Origin of the sequence: Catellatospora methionotrophica (assembly GCF_011297335.1) — a bacterium.
GTDB lineage: Bacteria > Actinomycetota > Actinomycetes > Mycobacteriales > Micromonosporaceae > Catellatospora > Catellatospora methionotrophica.
In genome coordinates this window covers 81,732-95,948 of the sequence record NZ_JAAOTJ010000011.1, presented here as the reverse complement: position 1 = coordinate 95,948, position 14,217 = coordinate 81,732, and the positions used below count along the sequence as shown (strand labels likewise).

Genomic DNA, 14,217 nt, shown 5'->3' with positions numbered 1-14,217 from the left:
CCGGTCGGGCCCGGCGGGATCAGCCGCGTTCGAGGACCAGCAGGTTCTGCGCGGTCACCACGGCGACCGCGAGCGTCTTGTAGCCGACCTGGTCGAACAGGACCGTCATCCGGTCCTTCTCGTAGCCGAGCACCATGCCCTTGCCCCAGTCCGCGTGCCGCACCGTGCTGTGCAGCGGGTACGGCAGGCCGTCGTCGGGCAGCGCCTCCGAGGTTCCCTCGTGGCAGCTGTCGCAGTGCCCGCAGACGTCGTTGAGCTGCTCGCCGAAGTAGCCCAGCAGCGCCTGCACCCGGCAGCCGCGCATCTCGGCGAAGCGGCGCATCATGTCGGTGCGCGAGCGCTGCCCCGCCTGGTATCGCCCGTGTTCGGCGATCGCGTCGCGGGCCGCCTGGTCGGGCAGCGGCGCGAAGCGCGGCACGCTCAGCTCGCCCTTGGCGCCGGTGGCCACCGCGCCGACCTGCTCCAGCAGGCTCAGGTGCGCGGCGAGCTTGCGGGCGTTGTAGCCGGTGGTCTTGGCCAGCGCCGTCTTGGTGACCGGGCCGCTGTGCAGGGCGGCGGCGACGGTGCGCAGCTCGGCGAGGTCGGGTGCGCCGCCGTTGAAGAATCGTTGCAGGGCCACGTCCTCGGCCCGGTGCAGCAGCAGCGCGTGCGCGGGCTCGCCGTCGCGGCCCGCCCGGCCGATCTCCTGCAGGTAGCTGTCGGGGGAGTCGGGCAGGGCCATGTGCACCACGAAGCGGATGTTCGGCTTGTCGATGCCCATGCCGAACGCGGAGGTGGCGACCATGATCGGCACCCGGTCGGCGAGGAACGCCTCGTGCGCCCGCGTGCGCACCCCCGCCGCCATGCCCCCGTGGTATGCCGTGGCCTCGTAACCCGCCTCGTTGAGCCGCTGGGTCAACTCCTCGGCGGCGCGCCGGGTCGGCACGTACACGATGCCCGGCGGGGTGGCCTCCTCCAGCAGCTTGAGCAGCCGCCGCCAGCGGTAGTCCTCGCTGGGGCAGTGGGTCGACTCCAGGAACAGGTTGGGCCGGTCCAGCCCGGTCAGCACCACCTTGGGCTTGCGCAGCTGGAGCCGGGCGATGATGTCCTCGCGCATCGGCGGCGACGCGGTGGCCGTCAGCGCGACCACGGGCGGGCGGCCCAGGCCCCGGATCAGGTGCCCGATGGTCAGGTAGTCGGGCCGGAAGTCGTGGCCCCACGACGAGATGCAGTGCGCCTCGTCGACCGCGACCAGCGCCGGGCGCAGCGCCTTCACCTCGGCCATCCGCTCCGGCGAGCTGAGCTGCTCGGGCGTGATGAACAGGAACCGGGCCGTGCCCGCGCGCAGCTCCTGCAGGGCCGCGGCCTGCTTGGCGGGGGTCTCCACCGAGCTGATCCGCACCGCCCGCAGTGCCGGGTTGCCGCGGTCGTTGAGGTTGGCGATCTGGTCCTGCTGCAGGGCCAGCAGCGGCGAGATCACCACCGTCGGTCCCTTCAGGAGGGACGCGGTGACCTGGTAGACGGCCGACTTTCCGCCACCGGTGGGCAGCACCACCACCGCGTCGCGGCCGCGCAGCAGGGCGCGCATGGCGTCCAGCTGCGCGGGCCGCAACCGGTTCCAGCCGAAGTGGTCACGGGCGGCGCGACGCAGGCGCAGGGAGCGGAATAAGAACATCATCGCCGCGACTCTAACCAGTTCGGGCGACACGCAAACGTCACCGGCATGCCGTCCGTAGACGCGTATGGATGAAGATCAGCCGCCCGCAGCACCCGTGACCAGGTTCGCGATCGCGGCGGCGGCCGCTGGCATATTTTCGTCACCGGGGCAGTCGGTGAAGGCGACGATGACGGTCCCCGCGCCGCCGGTCCGGTCCACGGTAACCGTGTACTGGAAGGCATCCGCGCACTTCGGCGGGGTGGTGGGCCGGGTGGCCTCGGTGTCCAGGCGCGGGTCGGCCGCCAGGGCCTGCAACTGCTCCCGCTCCGAAGTGGTCAGTTCACCCGATTTGCGGGTTCTGGCACGGTCCGTCGCTGTCCAGACCCCTGCCGGGTCGACCGTGATCTGGTCGTCGACGCCCGCGAAGCCGCCGGTCCGGTGCACGGCGACCGAGGCCGGGCCGGGTGGGGACGCCTCGCCGGGACTGGGCGACGCGCCGGGGTCGGCGGGGCCGGGAGCGCAGGCCGTGGTGAGCGACAGCAGGGCCACCAGGGCGGCGATACGCAGTGCGGTCATGTGTCCTGGGACGCCCCGGATCGCGGGCCGGTTGCCGGACAGCGGTGTCAGATCCATGAGCGCCAGTCTATGCCCGCTGCTAGATCGCGGCGCGTGCGCCGACCCAGTCGGTCGAGTCCATCAGCAGCCGGGCGATGCCCGCGGCCACCGGCGGCGCGGCCGCGTCCGGGCACTCGGCGTACCCGACGGTGAAGGTCCGGTCCGGGTGTACGACGTACACCCAGACCCGCAGGGCTTCCGGGCACCCGGCCGGCGGGTAGCTCTGCAGCCCCTCCTCACGCAGGCGCGGGTCGGCCAGCAGCGCCGTCAGCTGTGCCTGCTGCTGGACGGTCAGCGTGCCGGAGGCCCGGTCCAGGCCGCGGTGGTAGGTGCGCCACGATCCGTCGGGCAGCACCACCGCGCTCTCGTCGCGGAAGGGCCGGCCGCCGTTGCGGACCACGTTGATGACGGTGTCGTGCGCGACCGGCTCCGGGCCGGGCGGCGGCGCCTGCTCGCCGCCGGAGCAGGCGGCGAGCACCGGCAGTAGCACGGCGATCAGGGCGGGCAGCAGGCGGCGGCCGGGGCGCGGACGTCTCCGGGCGGATGTCAGTGAACGGTGCACACAGGGCAATCTACTCAACCGGGCAGTCCGGCGCGCGCCCGCAGCGCGCCCAGATCCAGCACGGTCACCGACATCCGGCTGGTGCGGATCCAGCCCGCGGCCCGCAGCACCCCCAGCGCCTTGCTGACCGCCTCCCGCGACGCGCCCACCCACCCCGCCAGCTCATCCTGCGACAGCGGCAGCGCGATCGCGATCACGTCGCCGTCCGCCCGGCCGAACCGCTCGGCCAGCTCGACCAGGCGCGCGGCGACCCGGCCGGTGCTGTCCTGCGCGCCGAACTCGACACGTTTGCGGTCGGCGTCGCGCAGCCGCTCGGTGAGCAGCCGCATCAGCAGGAACGCCACCCGCCCGTGCGCCTGCAGGTATGCCTCGAACTCCGGCAACGCCATGACCAGCGCCGTCACCGGCTCCAGCGCGGTCAGCGTCGCCGACCGCGGCGCGCGGTCCACCGCGGACAGCTCGCCGAGCAGCGCGCCGGGTCCGCGTACGGCGAGCACGACCTCGCCACCGGAGGCGGTGTGCGAGGACGCCTTGACCCGCCCACCGCGCAGCATGGCGACCCAGTCGGACCGGTCCGCCTCCCGGCACAGCACCTCGCCGCGGCTCCACCGGCGCAGCATGCTGCGGCGGGTGAACTGCTCCTGCTCGGCAGGCGTGAGCAGGCTCCAGAAGTCGCCGCTCACGGCTGCTCCGCGCGGTGCGGCCGGGCCTGTGCCGGGATGTGCAGGCCGGTCACGGTGTACGCGCGTACCGTCGCGACGCGGCCCTTGACCGGCAGGTCGCCCAGCGGCTGGGCGGTGATCGCGGCCCCGGCGGCCAGCCGGGTCGCCTCGCCGATGACGACCTGGCCCGGTTCGGCCAGCGTCTGCAGGCGGGCCGCGACGTTGACCGCGTCGCCCATCGCGTTGAAGCCGCGCAGCTGCTCGCTGCCGATGTTGCCGACCAGCGCCGGGCCGGTGTTCGCGCCGACCCGGAAACGCGGCCAGTCGGGGTGCCCGGCGGCGATCGCGTCGACCCCGCGCTGCATGGCCAGTGCCGCGCGCACCGCCCGCAGCGCGTGGTCGGGCTGCCGGGCCGGGGCGTTGAACAGCGCCAGCAGGGCGTCGCCGACGAACTGCACCACGGTGCCGCCGTTGTCGAGGATCGCGGGCACGGCCACGGCGTGGTAGCGGTTGAGCATGCGTACGATCTCGGCCGGTTCGACGCCTTCCGAGAAGGTGGTGAAGCCGCGCAGGTCGGCGAACAGCGCGGTCACCTCGACCACCTCGCCGCCCAGCGCGGCCTGGTCGGGGTCGGCCAGCAGCGCGGCGGCCACGTCCGGCGACAGGTAGTGCCGGAACAGGGTGCCCAGCGTGCGCGACACCTCGCGCTCGGCCGACAGCGCGGCGGCGGCCCGGTCGAGCACCGCGGTCTGGCCCTCGGTCAGCCCGAACCGCTCGGCCAGCCGGGCGGCGACCGGCCCGGTGGCCGCCCCGGTGCGCTCGCGCTCCTGCAACGCGGTGACCAGCTCCTCCAGCGCGGCACCGTACTCGGCGCGGATCGCGCGGGCGGTCTGGTCCAGGGTGATCGCGTCGAACAGGCCCGCGCTGCCGCCCTCGCGGCCGTACTGCACGTACGCGCTGTAGGCGACGAAGCCGAACGCGAACGCCAGCAGCAGGTGCCACTCCCACCAGGACAGCTGCCACTTGTACGCCAGCAGCACCGCCACGCTCGACTCGGCCAGCAGCGTGAACGCGGTGACGATGCTGATCAGCATCGCGGCGGGCTTGCGCCGGTGCATGGCGAAGTAGCGCAGCGCGGCGACCAGGTAGAGCACGACCGTGACCGCGGTGACCCAGGCCATCACGCCCTGCACGTCGCGCGGGCCGGGCCGGGCGTTCAGCGGCGGCAGGTCCAGCAGCTCGACCGTGCCCCAGCCCAGGATCAGCAGCCACAGCCCACCCTGCAGGAACGGCCGCGCCCGTAGCACCGCCGCACCCCGCGCGCCCTCCAGCGGCAGCGCCGACACCAGTGCGAACACCGCCGCGACGGCCAGACCGACCGGCTGCGACAGGTCGAAGCCGACGGACGGGTGGTGCACCAGCACACCGGGCGTGGCCAGCGCGTGCAGCAGCAGGAACCCGGCGCTGGCCAGGAACGCCAGCGACACCAGCAGCAGCCGCGCGTCGGCCCGTTTACGCGCCACGGCCGAGATCCGGATGCCCAGCACCACGTTCACCGCCGCCACGATCAGCACCAGCCAGAAGTGGCTGTGCGCGTCGTGCCAGGAGATGTCCGCGCCGGGCACGGCCAGCAGCAGCCACAGCCCCGCCATCGGCAGCGCCAGGTGCAGCAGCCAGACCAGGGCGCGCACCGGCTGGACGGCGGGAGGGAGGAAGGGCCGCGACACGCCGACACCCTACGCCGTACGGCAGCACCGCAGCACTGTCGCGAATCCGCTGTGTGGACTAGTACGCAGACCCGCCCGCGCGTACGCGGTTGGCTGGACGCGCCGCCGGTGTCCGGCGGCGTTAGGAGCTGACCATGAAGCGCAACGGGCCTCTGCTCACGCTGCTGGCCGGCCTGGCCCTCGCGGCCGTGCTGATCACCGTGAACCTGACCGTCACCGCTCGCGGCGGCGACGAGCCCGACCCGGCCGGGTTCGGCGCGCCGCCCGCCACGACCGCGCCCGCCACGACCGCGCCCGCCGCGTCCGCGCCACCCTCGGCCGCACCCTCGGCGGAGCCGTCACCTGAGGTCGCGCCCGCCGCGAAGGTGAACGCCGTCTGGGCGGGCACCGTCGACGGCGGCGGGGCGAGCATCGCGATCTCGGTCACCGACGGGGTCGCGGTGGCGTACCTGTGCGACGGCAGGAAGGCCGAGGTGTGGCTGCAGGGCACCGCCGCCGACGGCAAGCTGTCGCTGACCGGCAAGAAGGGCGCGATCCTGACCGGCGCCTTCGGCGGCGGCAAGGCCACCGGCACGGTCGCCGCGAACGGGCGTAGGTGGACGTTCACCGTCAAGGCCGTCGCCAAGCCGTCCGGGCTTTATCGCGCCACCGCGACCGTACGCGGCGCCAAGGTCGTCGGCGGCTGGATCGTGCTGCCCGACGGCAGCCAGGTCGGTGTCGTCAGCGTCGACGACGTGCCGCGGCCCGCACCCGCGATCGACCCCGCCACCGGCGCGGTCACCGTCGACGGCGCGAAGCTGACCGCCGCGCCCGTCACCGGCGCGCTCGCATGACCACGAGCGCCGACATGACCGTGCGTCAATGCGGGCCCGTCGCGGTCCGCGCGGGAAGGGGACAGCGATGAGCGAGCAGGCCAGACGGGTCTCGACGGCGGGGCTGTACGTGCCGCTGCTGCTCGGGGCGGTGGTGACCGTGACGCTGGGCGTGTACGGCAGCGTGCACACGCCCACCGGGATCGCCGTGAACGTGGCGGGGTTCTCCAGCCCGCAGACCGTCAAGGTGTGGCTGGCCACCGGCGCGGCGCTGCTCGCGCTGGTGCAGCTGGTCAGCGCGCTGTCGATGTGGGGCAAACTCGGTTCGCCGCCGTCCTGGATCGGCGGGCTGCACCGCTGGTCCGGCCGGTTCGCGTTCCTGCTGACCGTGCCGGTGGCCGTGCACTGCCTGTACGCGCTGGGCTTCGCCACCTACGACACCCGTACGCTGGCCCACTCGCTGTTCGGCTGCTTCTTCTTCGGCGCGTTCACGGTGAAGATGCTGAGCCTGCCCAAACGGGGCCTGCCCGGCTGGACCCTGCCGCTGCTGGGCGGCGCGGTCTTCACCGCCCTGATCGGACTGTGGCTGACCTCGTCCTTCTGGTACTTCACCACGATCGGGGTGAACCTCTGATGAGCCCGACACCGAGGCGCGACCACGCGGCCACCGGCGGCTGCGCGGCGGGCTGCGCCACGCGGCGGGCCGTGCTCGCCGGTGCCGCCGGGGCGGCCGCCCTGCTGGCAGGCTGCCAGACGTACGGCGAGAACACCGCCCAGGAGCCGCTGCCCGAACCCGCCCCGGCCACCACCGGCCCCGGCGGTCCGGCTCCCGCCACCACAGGACCCGGCCCTGCACCCGGCACCACGGGCCCCGGCACGACCGCTGCGGCCCCGCCGAAGGCGAATCCACTCGTCGAGAAGGCCAAGGTGCCGGTCGGCGGCGGCGTGGTGCTCGACGCCGAGCGCCTGGTCGTCACCCAGCCCCAGGAGGGCGTCTTCAAGGCGTTCTCCGCCGTCTGCACGCACCAGGGCTGCATCGTCTCCAGCGTCGCCGGCGGCGTCATCGAGTGCGGCTGCCACGGCAGCCGCTTCCGCGCCGCCGACGGCTCCGTCGCCGGCGGCCCCGCCACCCGCCCTCTCCGCGAGATCCGCACCACCTCCGACGCGACCGCCGTCTACCGCGCCTGAGGCGAAGGAAGGGCACCTTCCTATCGTTGTCGGTAGCGGAAGGTGCCCTTCCTGCCGCCCTGCCGCACGGGGGACCCGATGAGCTTCACGTATGCCGAGGTCGGCGCGACGCGCGACGCCGTACTGCCGAGCGGCTACCACCACCTGCGCTACCGCACCCGCGTCGGCGACGCGCCGATCATGGCGGCCGCCGCCGAGGCGGTGCTGACCTTCGCCCCGCAGCGCGCGATCGGCGTGCGCGTCACCGCCGACGGCCCGCGCGCCGTCGAAGGCCTCCTGGTGACCTCCGGCCTGGGCATCGCCTCGCTGCGTATCCCCGCACCCTGCCGCGTGGTGTGGGTCGAGGACACCCCGCACCGGGCCGGTTTCGCCTACGGCACCCTCGCCGGACACCCCGAAACCGGCGAGGAGGCCTTCCTCGTCGAACTCGCCGACGACGGGGTCTGGTTCTCGGTGATCGCCTTCAGCCGCCCCGCCCGCTGGTACACCCGAGCCGCAGGCCCGATCGTCGTCGCCTTCCAACACACCTACGCCCGCCTCCTGGCCCGCGCCCTCCGCCGCCTCGTCGCCACCCCGCGCTGAGCGGAGGGGGAGGGGGCCACGCCCGGTAGGGAGCCGGGCGTGGCCGTCGGGGAGGGGGAGGGGCTAGAGGCGGGAGCTGGCGCTGATGGTGAAGCCGGTGTTCACGGCGGCGCCGGCGTTGGTGTAGCAACTGACGTCACGGACGTAGAGGTCGACGCCCGCGATGGTCCAGGGGAAGTTCAGGCCGCAGAAGTTCGAGTTCGAGCCCGCCGCGGTGACCTGCACGGTGAGCGGCGCGAAGCCGATCTGCCGGAAGGTGACCAGGGACAGGCCGGGGCCCGCCGAGATGAGCGTGTTCGCGCTGTAGCCGAGCACCGAGTTGAAGTTGGTGAACGCGGGGCCGACCGGTGGCGCGTTCCAGAGGTAGCCGAAGTACTGCGGCGGGAAGCCCGCGCCGTACAGCGACGCCTTCTGCTGGTACGACACCGTGAAGCGGCTGTTGGCCAGCGCTCCCGCGGCGTTGAAGCAGAACACGATGACCTCTTGCTGAGCCGCCGTCGAGGTCCAGTTGCGGATCTTGCAGCGGGTGCCCACGGTGGCCACGGCGGTCACCTGGGCGCTGCCGTCGACCGGTCCGCCGGAGCCGATGTTCAGGAACTTCACGCTCCACTGGCCCACGCCCAGCGGGGTGACCACGTTGGGCGCACCGGCCGCGTTGTACTGGCTGATGATCGTGCCGGTGGGCTGGGTGTCGACGTAGCCGTAGGGACCCGGTGCACCGGGACCCGAGCTGTTGGTGAAGATCGCGCTGAAGCCGCTGTTGTCGGGCACCCCGCCGACCCGGTAACAGCGGATGATCGCGATCTCGTTGACGCCCGACGGGCCCCAGGCCTCCGCCTGGCACCAGCGCGGGCCGTTGGTGATCGCGGTGACGTGCACGACGCCCCCGGTGATCCCCTGACCCGGGAACGTGACCTGGTAGCGGCCAACGGCCAGCGGCACGACGGTGGTCGCGGCGGGGTAGGTGCCCCCCGGGACCACGGCCGCGCCGTTCCACAGCACGAAGCCGAACCGGTTGGGCACGGCAGCCTGCGCGGGCGTGCCGGCGACCAGCAGCGTGCCGAGCATGGCGACGATCCCCACGAGGGTGGAGAGCACGCGCGTCGGTCTTGGCATGTTCGATACCTTTCCGTGACGGGACGGTAACTCGATACATGCAAACATGTTGATCTAACGATCTCAATGAATGTGTCGGAACCTGACTGAGCGCGGCTACACGTCCTGCGAACGGTGCTGCTCGACGACGCGATAGCCCAGCGAGTCGTACAGGCGCATGGCGACCGTGTTGTGGCCGAACACGTTCAGGCCGAGCTGGGCGTCGCCGGCCGCCGCGGTCGCCCGCTCGCCGATCAGCATCGCCGCCCGCCCGTAGCCGCGCCCCCGGAAAGCGGGGTCGACGTCCACCCCGAACACGAAACTCAGGCCGGGCAGGAAACCGTGCCGCAGCCAGATCGTGCCGACGGCCACGTCTGCGGCGAGCACGGACCAGAGCGTGTGCCCCGCGGTGTCCAGACCGTCCGGCAGCAGCTCGGCGTACTCGGCGATGGAGGCGGTCAGCGCGTCGGCGGCCGACCGGCTGCCGGAGGCGACCATCTCCTCGGCATACCCCCTGATGTCCTTGTCCTTCCACGGGCCGAACTCGGCGGTGGTCATCGGGCGGCCGGTGACGGCGGTGGGCAGGGACACCGCGGCGGGCACGGTCTTGACCATCAACTGCGACCGCAGGGGGTACGCGCCGAACAGCGCCTCGGCGGCCGGATCGCCCGGGGCCACCGTCACGGCCAGGCGCTCGCCGCCGTCGGCCGCGGCGCGTTCGCGGGCCCACGCCGTCAGCTCACGTGCCAGGCCACGGCCGCGGAACTCCGGGGCCAGCCACAGGTCGTGCAGGCTGCGCTGCTCCGGCCGGCGCGGCCGGGAACCGCCCAGGGCCAGGAAACCGGCCGTGGTCCCGTCGACCTCGACCGCGTACACCCGGCCGCCCTCGTCGTCGCGCTGGCCGCCGACGTTGCGCTCGACCTCTCGGGTGACCGCCGCCGGGTCGGTGTAGCAGGGGGCGTAGCGCTCGCGCAGCCGCCGCGACCAGTCCGCCCGCCACCGCTCGGTCTCCGGGCCCGTCGCCTCACGTATGTCGATCATGCAGCGACCCTACGAGCACCATGCGCCCCGGTCCAGCCGGTTCCGGGCGGCGACGCCCGCCCGGCGTGCCGGAACCGTCGGCGCGGGTCGGCCGTTGACCACCGTGGTGCCGGCGATCATGCCGGGTTGGGGCGAGAGGCAGTGGGCGATGACGACGATCGGATGCATCGGCAGCGGGAACATCGGCGGCACCGTGGCCAGGCTGGCCGTGGCCGCTGGGTACGACGTGGTGCTGAGCAACTCGCGGGGCCCCGAGACCCTGGCCGGGCTCGCCGCCGAGCTGGGTCCGCGGGCCCGCGCGGGCACCGTCGCGCAGGCCGCGGCGGCGGGGGACCTGGTGCTGGTCAGCGTGCCGCTGCACGCGTACGACAGCGTGCCGCCGGAGGCGCTGACCGGCAAGGTCGTGATGGACACCAACAACTACTACCCCGAGCGCGACGGCCAGATCGAGGTCCTCGACGACGGCAGCGCCACCAGCAGCGAGCTGCTCCAGCGCCACCTGCCCGGGGCGCACGTGGTGAAGGTGTTCAACAACATCTTCTTCAAGCACCTCGGCGCGCTGGCCCGCCCGGCGGGTGCGCCGGACCGCACCGCGCTGGCCATCGCCGGCGACGACCCGGCCGCCAAGGCCGCGGTGACCGCCTTCCTCGACGCGATCGGCTACGACGCCGTCGACGCGGGTCCCCTGGGCGCGGGCGGCCGCAAGTACCAGCCCGGCACCCCCGCCTACGGCACCCCGTACGGGCCCTTCAGCAGCGAGACCGGCACCCCCGCCTCCGCTGCCGAGGTGCGGGCCGCCGTCGAAGCCGCCTGAGAGAGGAAGGGCACCTTCCCCACGGTGGGCGTTGGGAAGGTGCCCTTCCTTCAGCTCGCGGGTGGGGGGTTGCGGAAATGTGGTGCGGTGCGGGTGCCGGCGATGGCAGGATCGGGCGCGTGCCCGCGCCCCACGGATTCGACTTCGCCGTACGCGCCGACGGAACCGTCGCCGTGTCCCACCACCGTGCCGTCGTGACCCTGCTGCGTGGCGAGCGCGCCAAGCGTTTCCTGGACGAGGTGCGAGCCGGTGACCCGCAGGAGGTCATGGCCCGCTGGACCGGCAACTACCGGCACGGCAACGAGCGCACCGCCCGCAACCACCCGCGCAACGCGGGCCGCTGACGCGCGTCGCGGCTCAGCCCTGCACCGGCACGTTCTGCTCGTCCGTGGTGGCGACGTCGGCTTTGCGCGGCTCGACGACGGCTGCCTTGCGACGCCGGACGAGCAGCACGGACACCGCCGCGACGGCGAGCACGATCAGCGGCAGCACCATGGTCGACTTCATCGCCGCGGTGAAGCCCTCGTGGAACGTGGTCAGCGCGAGCTGCGCGATCTCCGGCGGGGCGCCCGCGGGCAGGTGCGCGCCGCTCTGGCCCGCACCGACCTCCATACCGTGCGATCCGGCCTCGGCGAACGCGGCGACGAAGGGCTCGCGGAACGGCTCGGGCAGCGCACCCGCGTTGGCCTGCGCCTGCGCGGCCAGGTCGACCGCGAGCCGGGCCTGCAGCAGCGCGCCGACCGCGGCCGCGCCGATGACCGCGCCGAGCTGCCGGGTGGTGTTGAAGACGCCGGAGGCCGCCCCGGCGAAGCGCGGCTCGATGTCCCGCATGGCGATGGTCTGCAGCGGGGCGAAGACGCCGCCGAGGCCGAGACCCGCGACGAGCAGGCCGGGCAGCAGGTCGCCACGGTCCGAACCGGCCTGCGCGGCCAGCACGACCCAGGTGAGCCCGGCCGTCCACAGGATCATGCCGACCAGCAGCACGTACTTGCCGTGCCGGTCGGCGGCGCGGCCCGCGACGGGGGCGACGAACATGGAGATCAGCGACATGGGTGCGGTGGTGAGCCCGGCCTGCAGCGCGGTCAGGCCCAGCACCGACTGCAGATAGATGGTCAGCGGCAGGAACAGCCCGAGCATGCCGAACGAGACCGCGGCGACGACGCCGTTCATCACCGAGAAGTTCCGGTCGGCGAACAGCCGCAGCGGGATCAGCGGCTCCTGGTCGCTGCGTACGTGCGACAGCCAGACGAACAGCGCCAGGATCACCGCCCCGGCCGTGATGACCATCGGAATCGTGACCGGCCCCCACACCCGTCCCCAGTGGTGCGACTCGCCCTCGATGAGGCCATAGCAGATGAGGAAGAGTCCCGCGGTGACCAGGGTGGTGCCGGGCAGGTCGAGCCGGTGGCGGCGGTTGAAGCGCAGGTCCGGCATGATGACCGCGGCCATGGCCAGCGCGATCACGCCGACCGGCACGTTGACGAAGAAGATCCAGCGCCAGCCGAACTCGGAGACCAGCCAGCCGCCCAGCGTCGGCCCGGCGACCGTGGCCAGGCCCGCCACGCCGCCCCAGACGCCGAACGCCGCGCCGCGCCGCTCGGCGGGGAAGATGGTGGTGATGACGGCGAGCGTCTGCGGGGTCAGCAGCGCCCCGCCGAGGCCCTGTACGACGCGGAACACGACGAGCTGGGTCGGGTCCTGGGCGAGGCCGCAGGCGATCGAGGCGACGGTGAACAGCGCCAGGCCGATCATGAACAGCCGCTTGGGGCCGTGGATGTCGCCGAGCCGCCCGGCGGTGATCAGCAGGACGGCGTACACCAGGATGTAGGCGTTGAGGATCCACAGGATCTGGTTCAGGGTCGCGCCGAGGTCGTCGATGAGGTCCGGGATCGCGATGTTGACGACGGTCGTATCCAGAAGGATCATGAAAAAGCCCAGGCACAGCACCGACAGGATGAGCCACGGGTTGCGCTGCGGGGCCTGCGGTTCCGGAGCGGTCCCGGCCGTACGCTGAGTGATCATGGCGGTCTCCTGTCTGCGTCCGAGCGGGTGGAGCATAGTCCTCAGACGATGAGTTCCGCCGCAGCGCCGCCGTGTCGCCCCCGCGTCGCCGGGGACGGCGACGGCCACACGCGGTGATAAATTGACATATTCAAGATGATGCGTAAGGTCTGATTCGACCGCTACGGGAGCCACGTAGCAGCGCGGAAGTGGGGCAGCCTTCCGCGGCTGATGTCGAAGTCCGACCATGCGTGCGTACGTCCGCGGTATGACGGCTCCGGGCTCCCTCGGTATCCGCGCCACGCGTGCATGGCACTCCGTACGAAGGAGTTCCCATGTCCACCACACTCGCCGCTCGACGGCGGGCCGCCATCTCGGCGCTGATCGTGGCCGTCGCCTCGGTCCTGCTGCTCACCACGGCGCTGGCGAAGATCGCCGACGCGCACGGCAACATCGTCAGCCCGGCCTCGCGCAACTACGGGTGCTGGCAGCGCTGGGGCAGCGACTTCCAGAACCCGGCGATGGCCACCCAGGACCCCATGTGCTGGCAGGCCTGGCAGGCCGACCCGCAGGCCATGTGGAACTGGAACGGCCTGTTCCGCGAGGGCGTCGCCGGCAACCACCAGGGCGCCATCCCGGACGGCCAGCTGTGCAGCGCGGGCCGCACCCAGGGCGGCCGCTACAACGCCATGGACACGGTCGGCGACTGGAAGGCCCAGTCGATCGGCAACAACTTCAGCGTCAAGCTGTACGACCAGGCCAGCCACGGAGCGGACTACATCCGCGTGTACGTGACCAAGCAGGGGTACAACCCGATCACGCAACCGCTGGGCTGGGGCAACCTGGAACTGGTCGGCCAGATCGGCAACACCCCCGCCGCGCAGTGGACCCCGGAGAGCGCGGGCGGCGTGTCGATCCAGGTCGGCGGCACCGCCAGCGGCCGCACCGGGCGGCACATCGTTTACACCATCTGGCAGGCCAGCCACCTGGACCAGTCGTACTACTTCTGCAGTGACGTGACCTTCGGCGGGGTCACCCCGAGCCAGTCGGCGTCGCCGTCCGCTCCGGCCTCGCCGTCGGCGTCCCCGTCGCCTAGCCGCCCGCCGTCGCCGAGCCCGTCCGCGTCGCCCAGCCCGTCGTCGTCCCCGCCGCCGCCCGGCGGCTGCGCGGCGACGTACGCGCTGACCGGCCAGTGGCCCGGCGGCTTCCAGGGTGAGGTCAAGGTGACCGCGGGCTCCTCCGCGATCACCAAGTGGACGGTCACGGTGACCTGGACCAACGGCCAGCAGATCACCAACGCCTGGAACGCGACAGTGACCACCAGCGGTTCCACGGCCACCGCCAAGAGTGTCGCCCACAACAGCGCCCTGTCGGCGGGAGCCAGCACCACCTTCGGCTTCCTCGGCAGCTACACCGGCTCCGCCAACGGCGCTCCCACCCTCACCTGCTCCCCCTCCTGACGAAGGAGGGGCACCTTCCACA

Annotated in this window: 15 protein-coding genes; 7 read left to right on the top strand and 8 right to left on the bottom strand. The window is 72.8% G+C overall.

Annotated elements, in window-relative coordinates:
* Nucleotides 1-19: 19 nt before the first annotated feature.
* From HAV40_RS23480 to HAV40_RS23460, 5 genes are all read right to left on the bottom strand, one after another.
* A complete protein-coding gene (locus tag HAV40_RS23480; RefSeq protein WP_166384766.1) occupies nt 20-1,657 on the bottom strand; it encodes a RecQ family ATP-dependent DNA helicase in 1,638 nt (545 codons plus the stop codon).
* A 75-nt stretch (nt 1,658-1,732) separates the two neighbouring features.
* Nucleotides 1,733-2,269, bottom strand: a complete 537-nt coding sequence (locus tag HAV40_RS23475; protein ID WP_166384764.1) for a protealysin inhibitor emfourin — start codon at nt 2,267-2,269, stop codon at nt 1,733-1,735.
* A 22-nt stretch (nt 2,270-2,291) separates the two neighbouring features.
* Nucleotides 2,292-2,813 carry a hypothetical protein gene (locus HAV40_RS23470; RefSeq protein ID WP_166384762.1) on the bottom strand — a complete coding sequence of 174 codons (522 nt, stop codon included), beginning with the start codon at nt 2,811-2,813 and terminating at the stop codon, nt 2,292-2,294.
* 14 nt (nt 2,814-2,827) lie between these two features.
* Nucleotides 2,828-3,433 (bottom strand): Crp/Fnr family transcriptional regulator, encoded by a 606-nt coding sequence (locus HAV40_RS23465; protein ID WP_166384962.1) that lies wholly within the window; start codon nt 3,431-3,433, stop codon nt 2,828-2,830.
* A gap of 59 nt (nt 3,434-3,492) precedes the next feature.
* Nucleotides 3,493-5,127: an adenylate/guanylate cyclase domain-containing protein gene (locus HAV40_RS23460; RefSeq protein ID WP_166384961.1), complete on the bottom strand. Its 1,635-nt coding sequence runs from the start codon at nt 5,125-5,127 to the stop codon at nt 3,493-3,495.
* A 209-nt stretch (nt 5,128-5,336) separates the two neighbouring features.
* Between HAV40_RS23460 and HAV40_RS23455 the strand changes: the two genes are divergently transcribed.
* The 4 genes from HAV40_RS23455 to HAV40_RS23440 all read left to right on the top strand — a co-directional run bounded on the left by HAV40_RS23455 (nt 5,337) and on the right by HAV40_RS23440 (nt 7,784).
* Nucleotides 5,337-6,035 (top strand): hypothetical protein, encoded by a 699-nt coding sequence (locus HAV40_RS23455; protein WP_166384760.1) that lies wholly within the window; start codon nt 5,337-5,339, stop codon nt 6,033-6,035.
* 67 nt (nt 6,036-6,102) lie between these two features.
* The gene (locus HAV40_RS23450) at nt 6,103-6,648 is read left to right on the top strand and encodes a DUF6529 family protein (RefSeq protein WP_166384758.1); all 546 of its coding nucleotides are present in this window, start codon (nt 6,103-6,105) and stop codon (nt 6,646-6,648) included.
* On the top strand, nt 6,648-7,202 hold the full coding sequence (locus tag HAV40_RS23445) for a Rieske (2Fe-2S) protein (protein ID WP_166384756.1): 555 nt from the start codon (nt 6,648-6,650) through the stop codon (nt 7,200-7,202). Before HAV40_RS23450 ends, HAV40_RS23445 begins: the two co-directional genes overlap by 1 nt.
* 78 nt (nt 7,203-7,280) lie before the next feature.
* Complete coding sequence (locus HAV40_RS23440; protein ID WP_166384754.1) at nt 7,281-7,784, top strand: DUF1990 family protein; 504 nt, start codon at nt 7,281-7,283, stop codon at nt 7,782-7,784.
* Between the two features lie 63 nt (nt 7,785-7,847).
* Here HAV40_RS23440 and HAV40_RS23435 read toward each other — a convergent pair whose 3' ends face one another.
* Both HAV40_RS23435 and HAV40_RS23430 read right to left on the bottom strand, forming a co-directional pair.
* Nucleotides 7,848-8,900 (bottom strand): hypothetical protein, encoded by a 1,053-nt coding sequence (locus tag HAV40_RS23435; protein WP_166384752.1) that lies wholly within the window; start codon nt 8,898-8,900, stop codon nt 7,848-7,850.
* A gap of 96 nt (nt 8,901-8,996) precedes the next feature.
* Complete coding sequence (locus HAV40_RS23430) at nt 8,997-9,920, bottom strand: GNAT family N-acetyltransferase (protein ID WP_166384750.1); 924 nt, start codon at nt 9,918-9,920, stop codon at nt 8,997-8,999.
* 148 nt (nt 9,921-10,068) lie between these two features.
* Between HAV40_RS23430 and HAV40_RS23425 the strand changes: the two genes are divergently transcribed.
* The gene (locus tag HAV40_RS23425) at nt 10,069-10,734 is read left to right on the top strand and encodes an NADPH-dependent F420 reductase (RefSeq protein ID WP_166384748.1); all 666 of its coding nucleotides are present in this window, start codon (nt 10,069-10,071) and stop codon (nt 10,732-10,734) included.
* 119 nt (nt 10,735-10,853) lie between these two features.
* Nucleotides 10,854-11,078: a hypothetical protein gene (locus HAV40_RS23420; RefSeq protein ID WP_144120668.1), complete on the top strand. Its 225-nt coding sequence runs from the start codon at nt 10,854-10,856 to the stop codon at nt 11,076-11,078.
* Between the two features lie 13 nt (nt 11,079-11,091).
* Here HAV40_RS23420 and HAV40_RS23415 read toward each other — a convergent pair whose 3' ends face one another.
* Complete coding sequence (locus tag HAV40_RS23415; protein WP_166384746.1) at nt 11,092-12,756, bottom strand: DHA2 family efflux MFS transporter permease subunit; 1,665 nt, start codon at nt 12,754-12,756, stop codon at nt 11,092-11,094.
* A 314-nt stretch (nt 12,757-13,070) separates the two neighbouring features.
* On the opposite strand from HAV40_RS23415, the gene HAV40_RS23410 reads away from it, so the two are divergent.
* Nucleotides 13,071-14,195: a lytic polysaccharide monooxygenase auxiliary activity family 9 protein gene (locus HAV40_RS23410; protein ID WP_166384744.1), complete on the top strand. Its 1,125-nt coding sequence runs from the start codon at nt 13,071-13,073 to the stop codon at nt 14,193-14,195.
* The last annotated feature ends 22 nt before the right edge of the window (nt 14,196-14,217 follow it).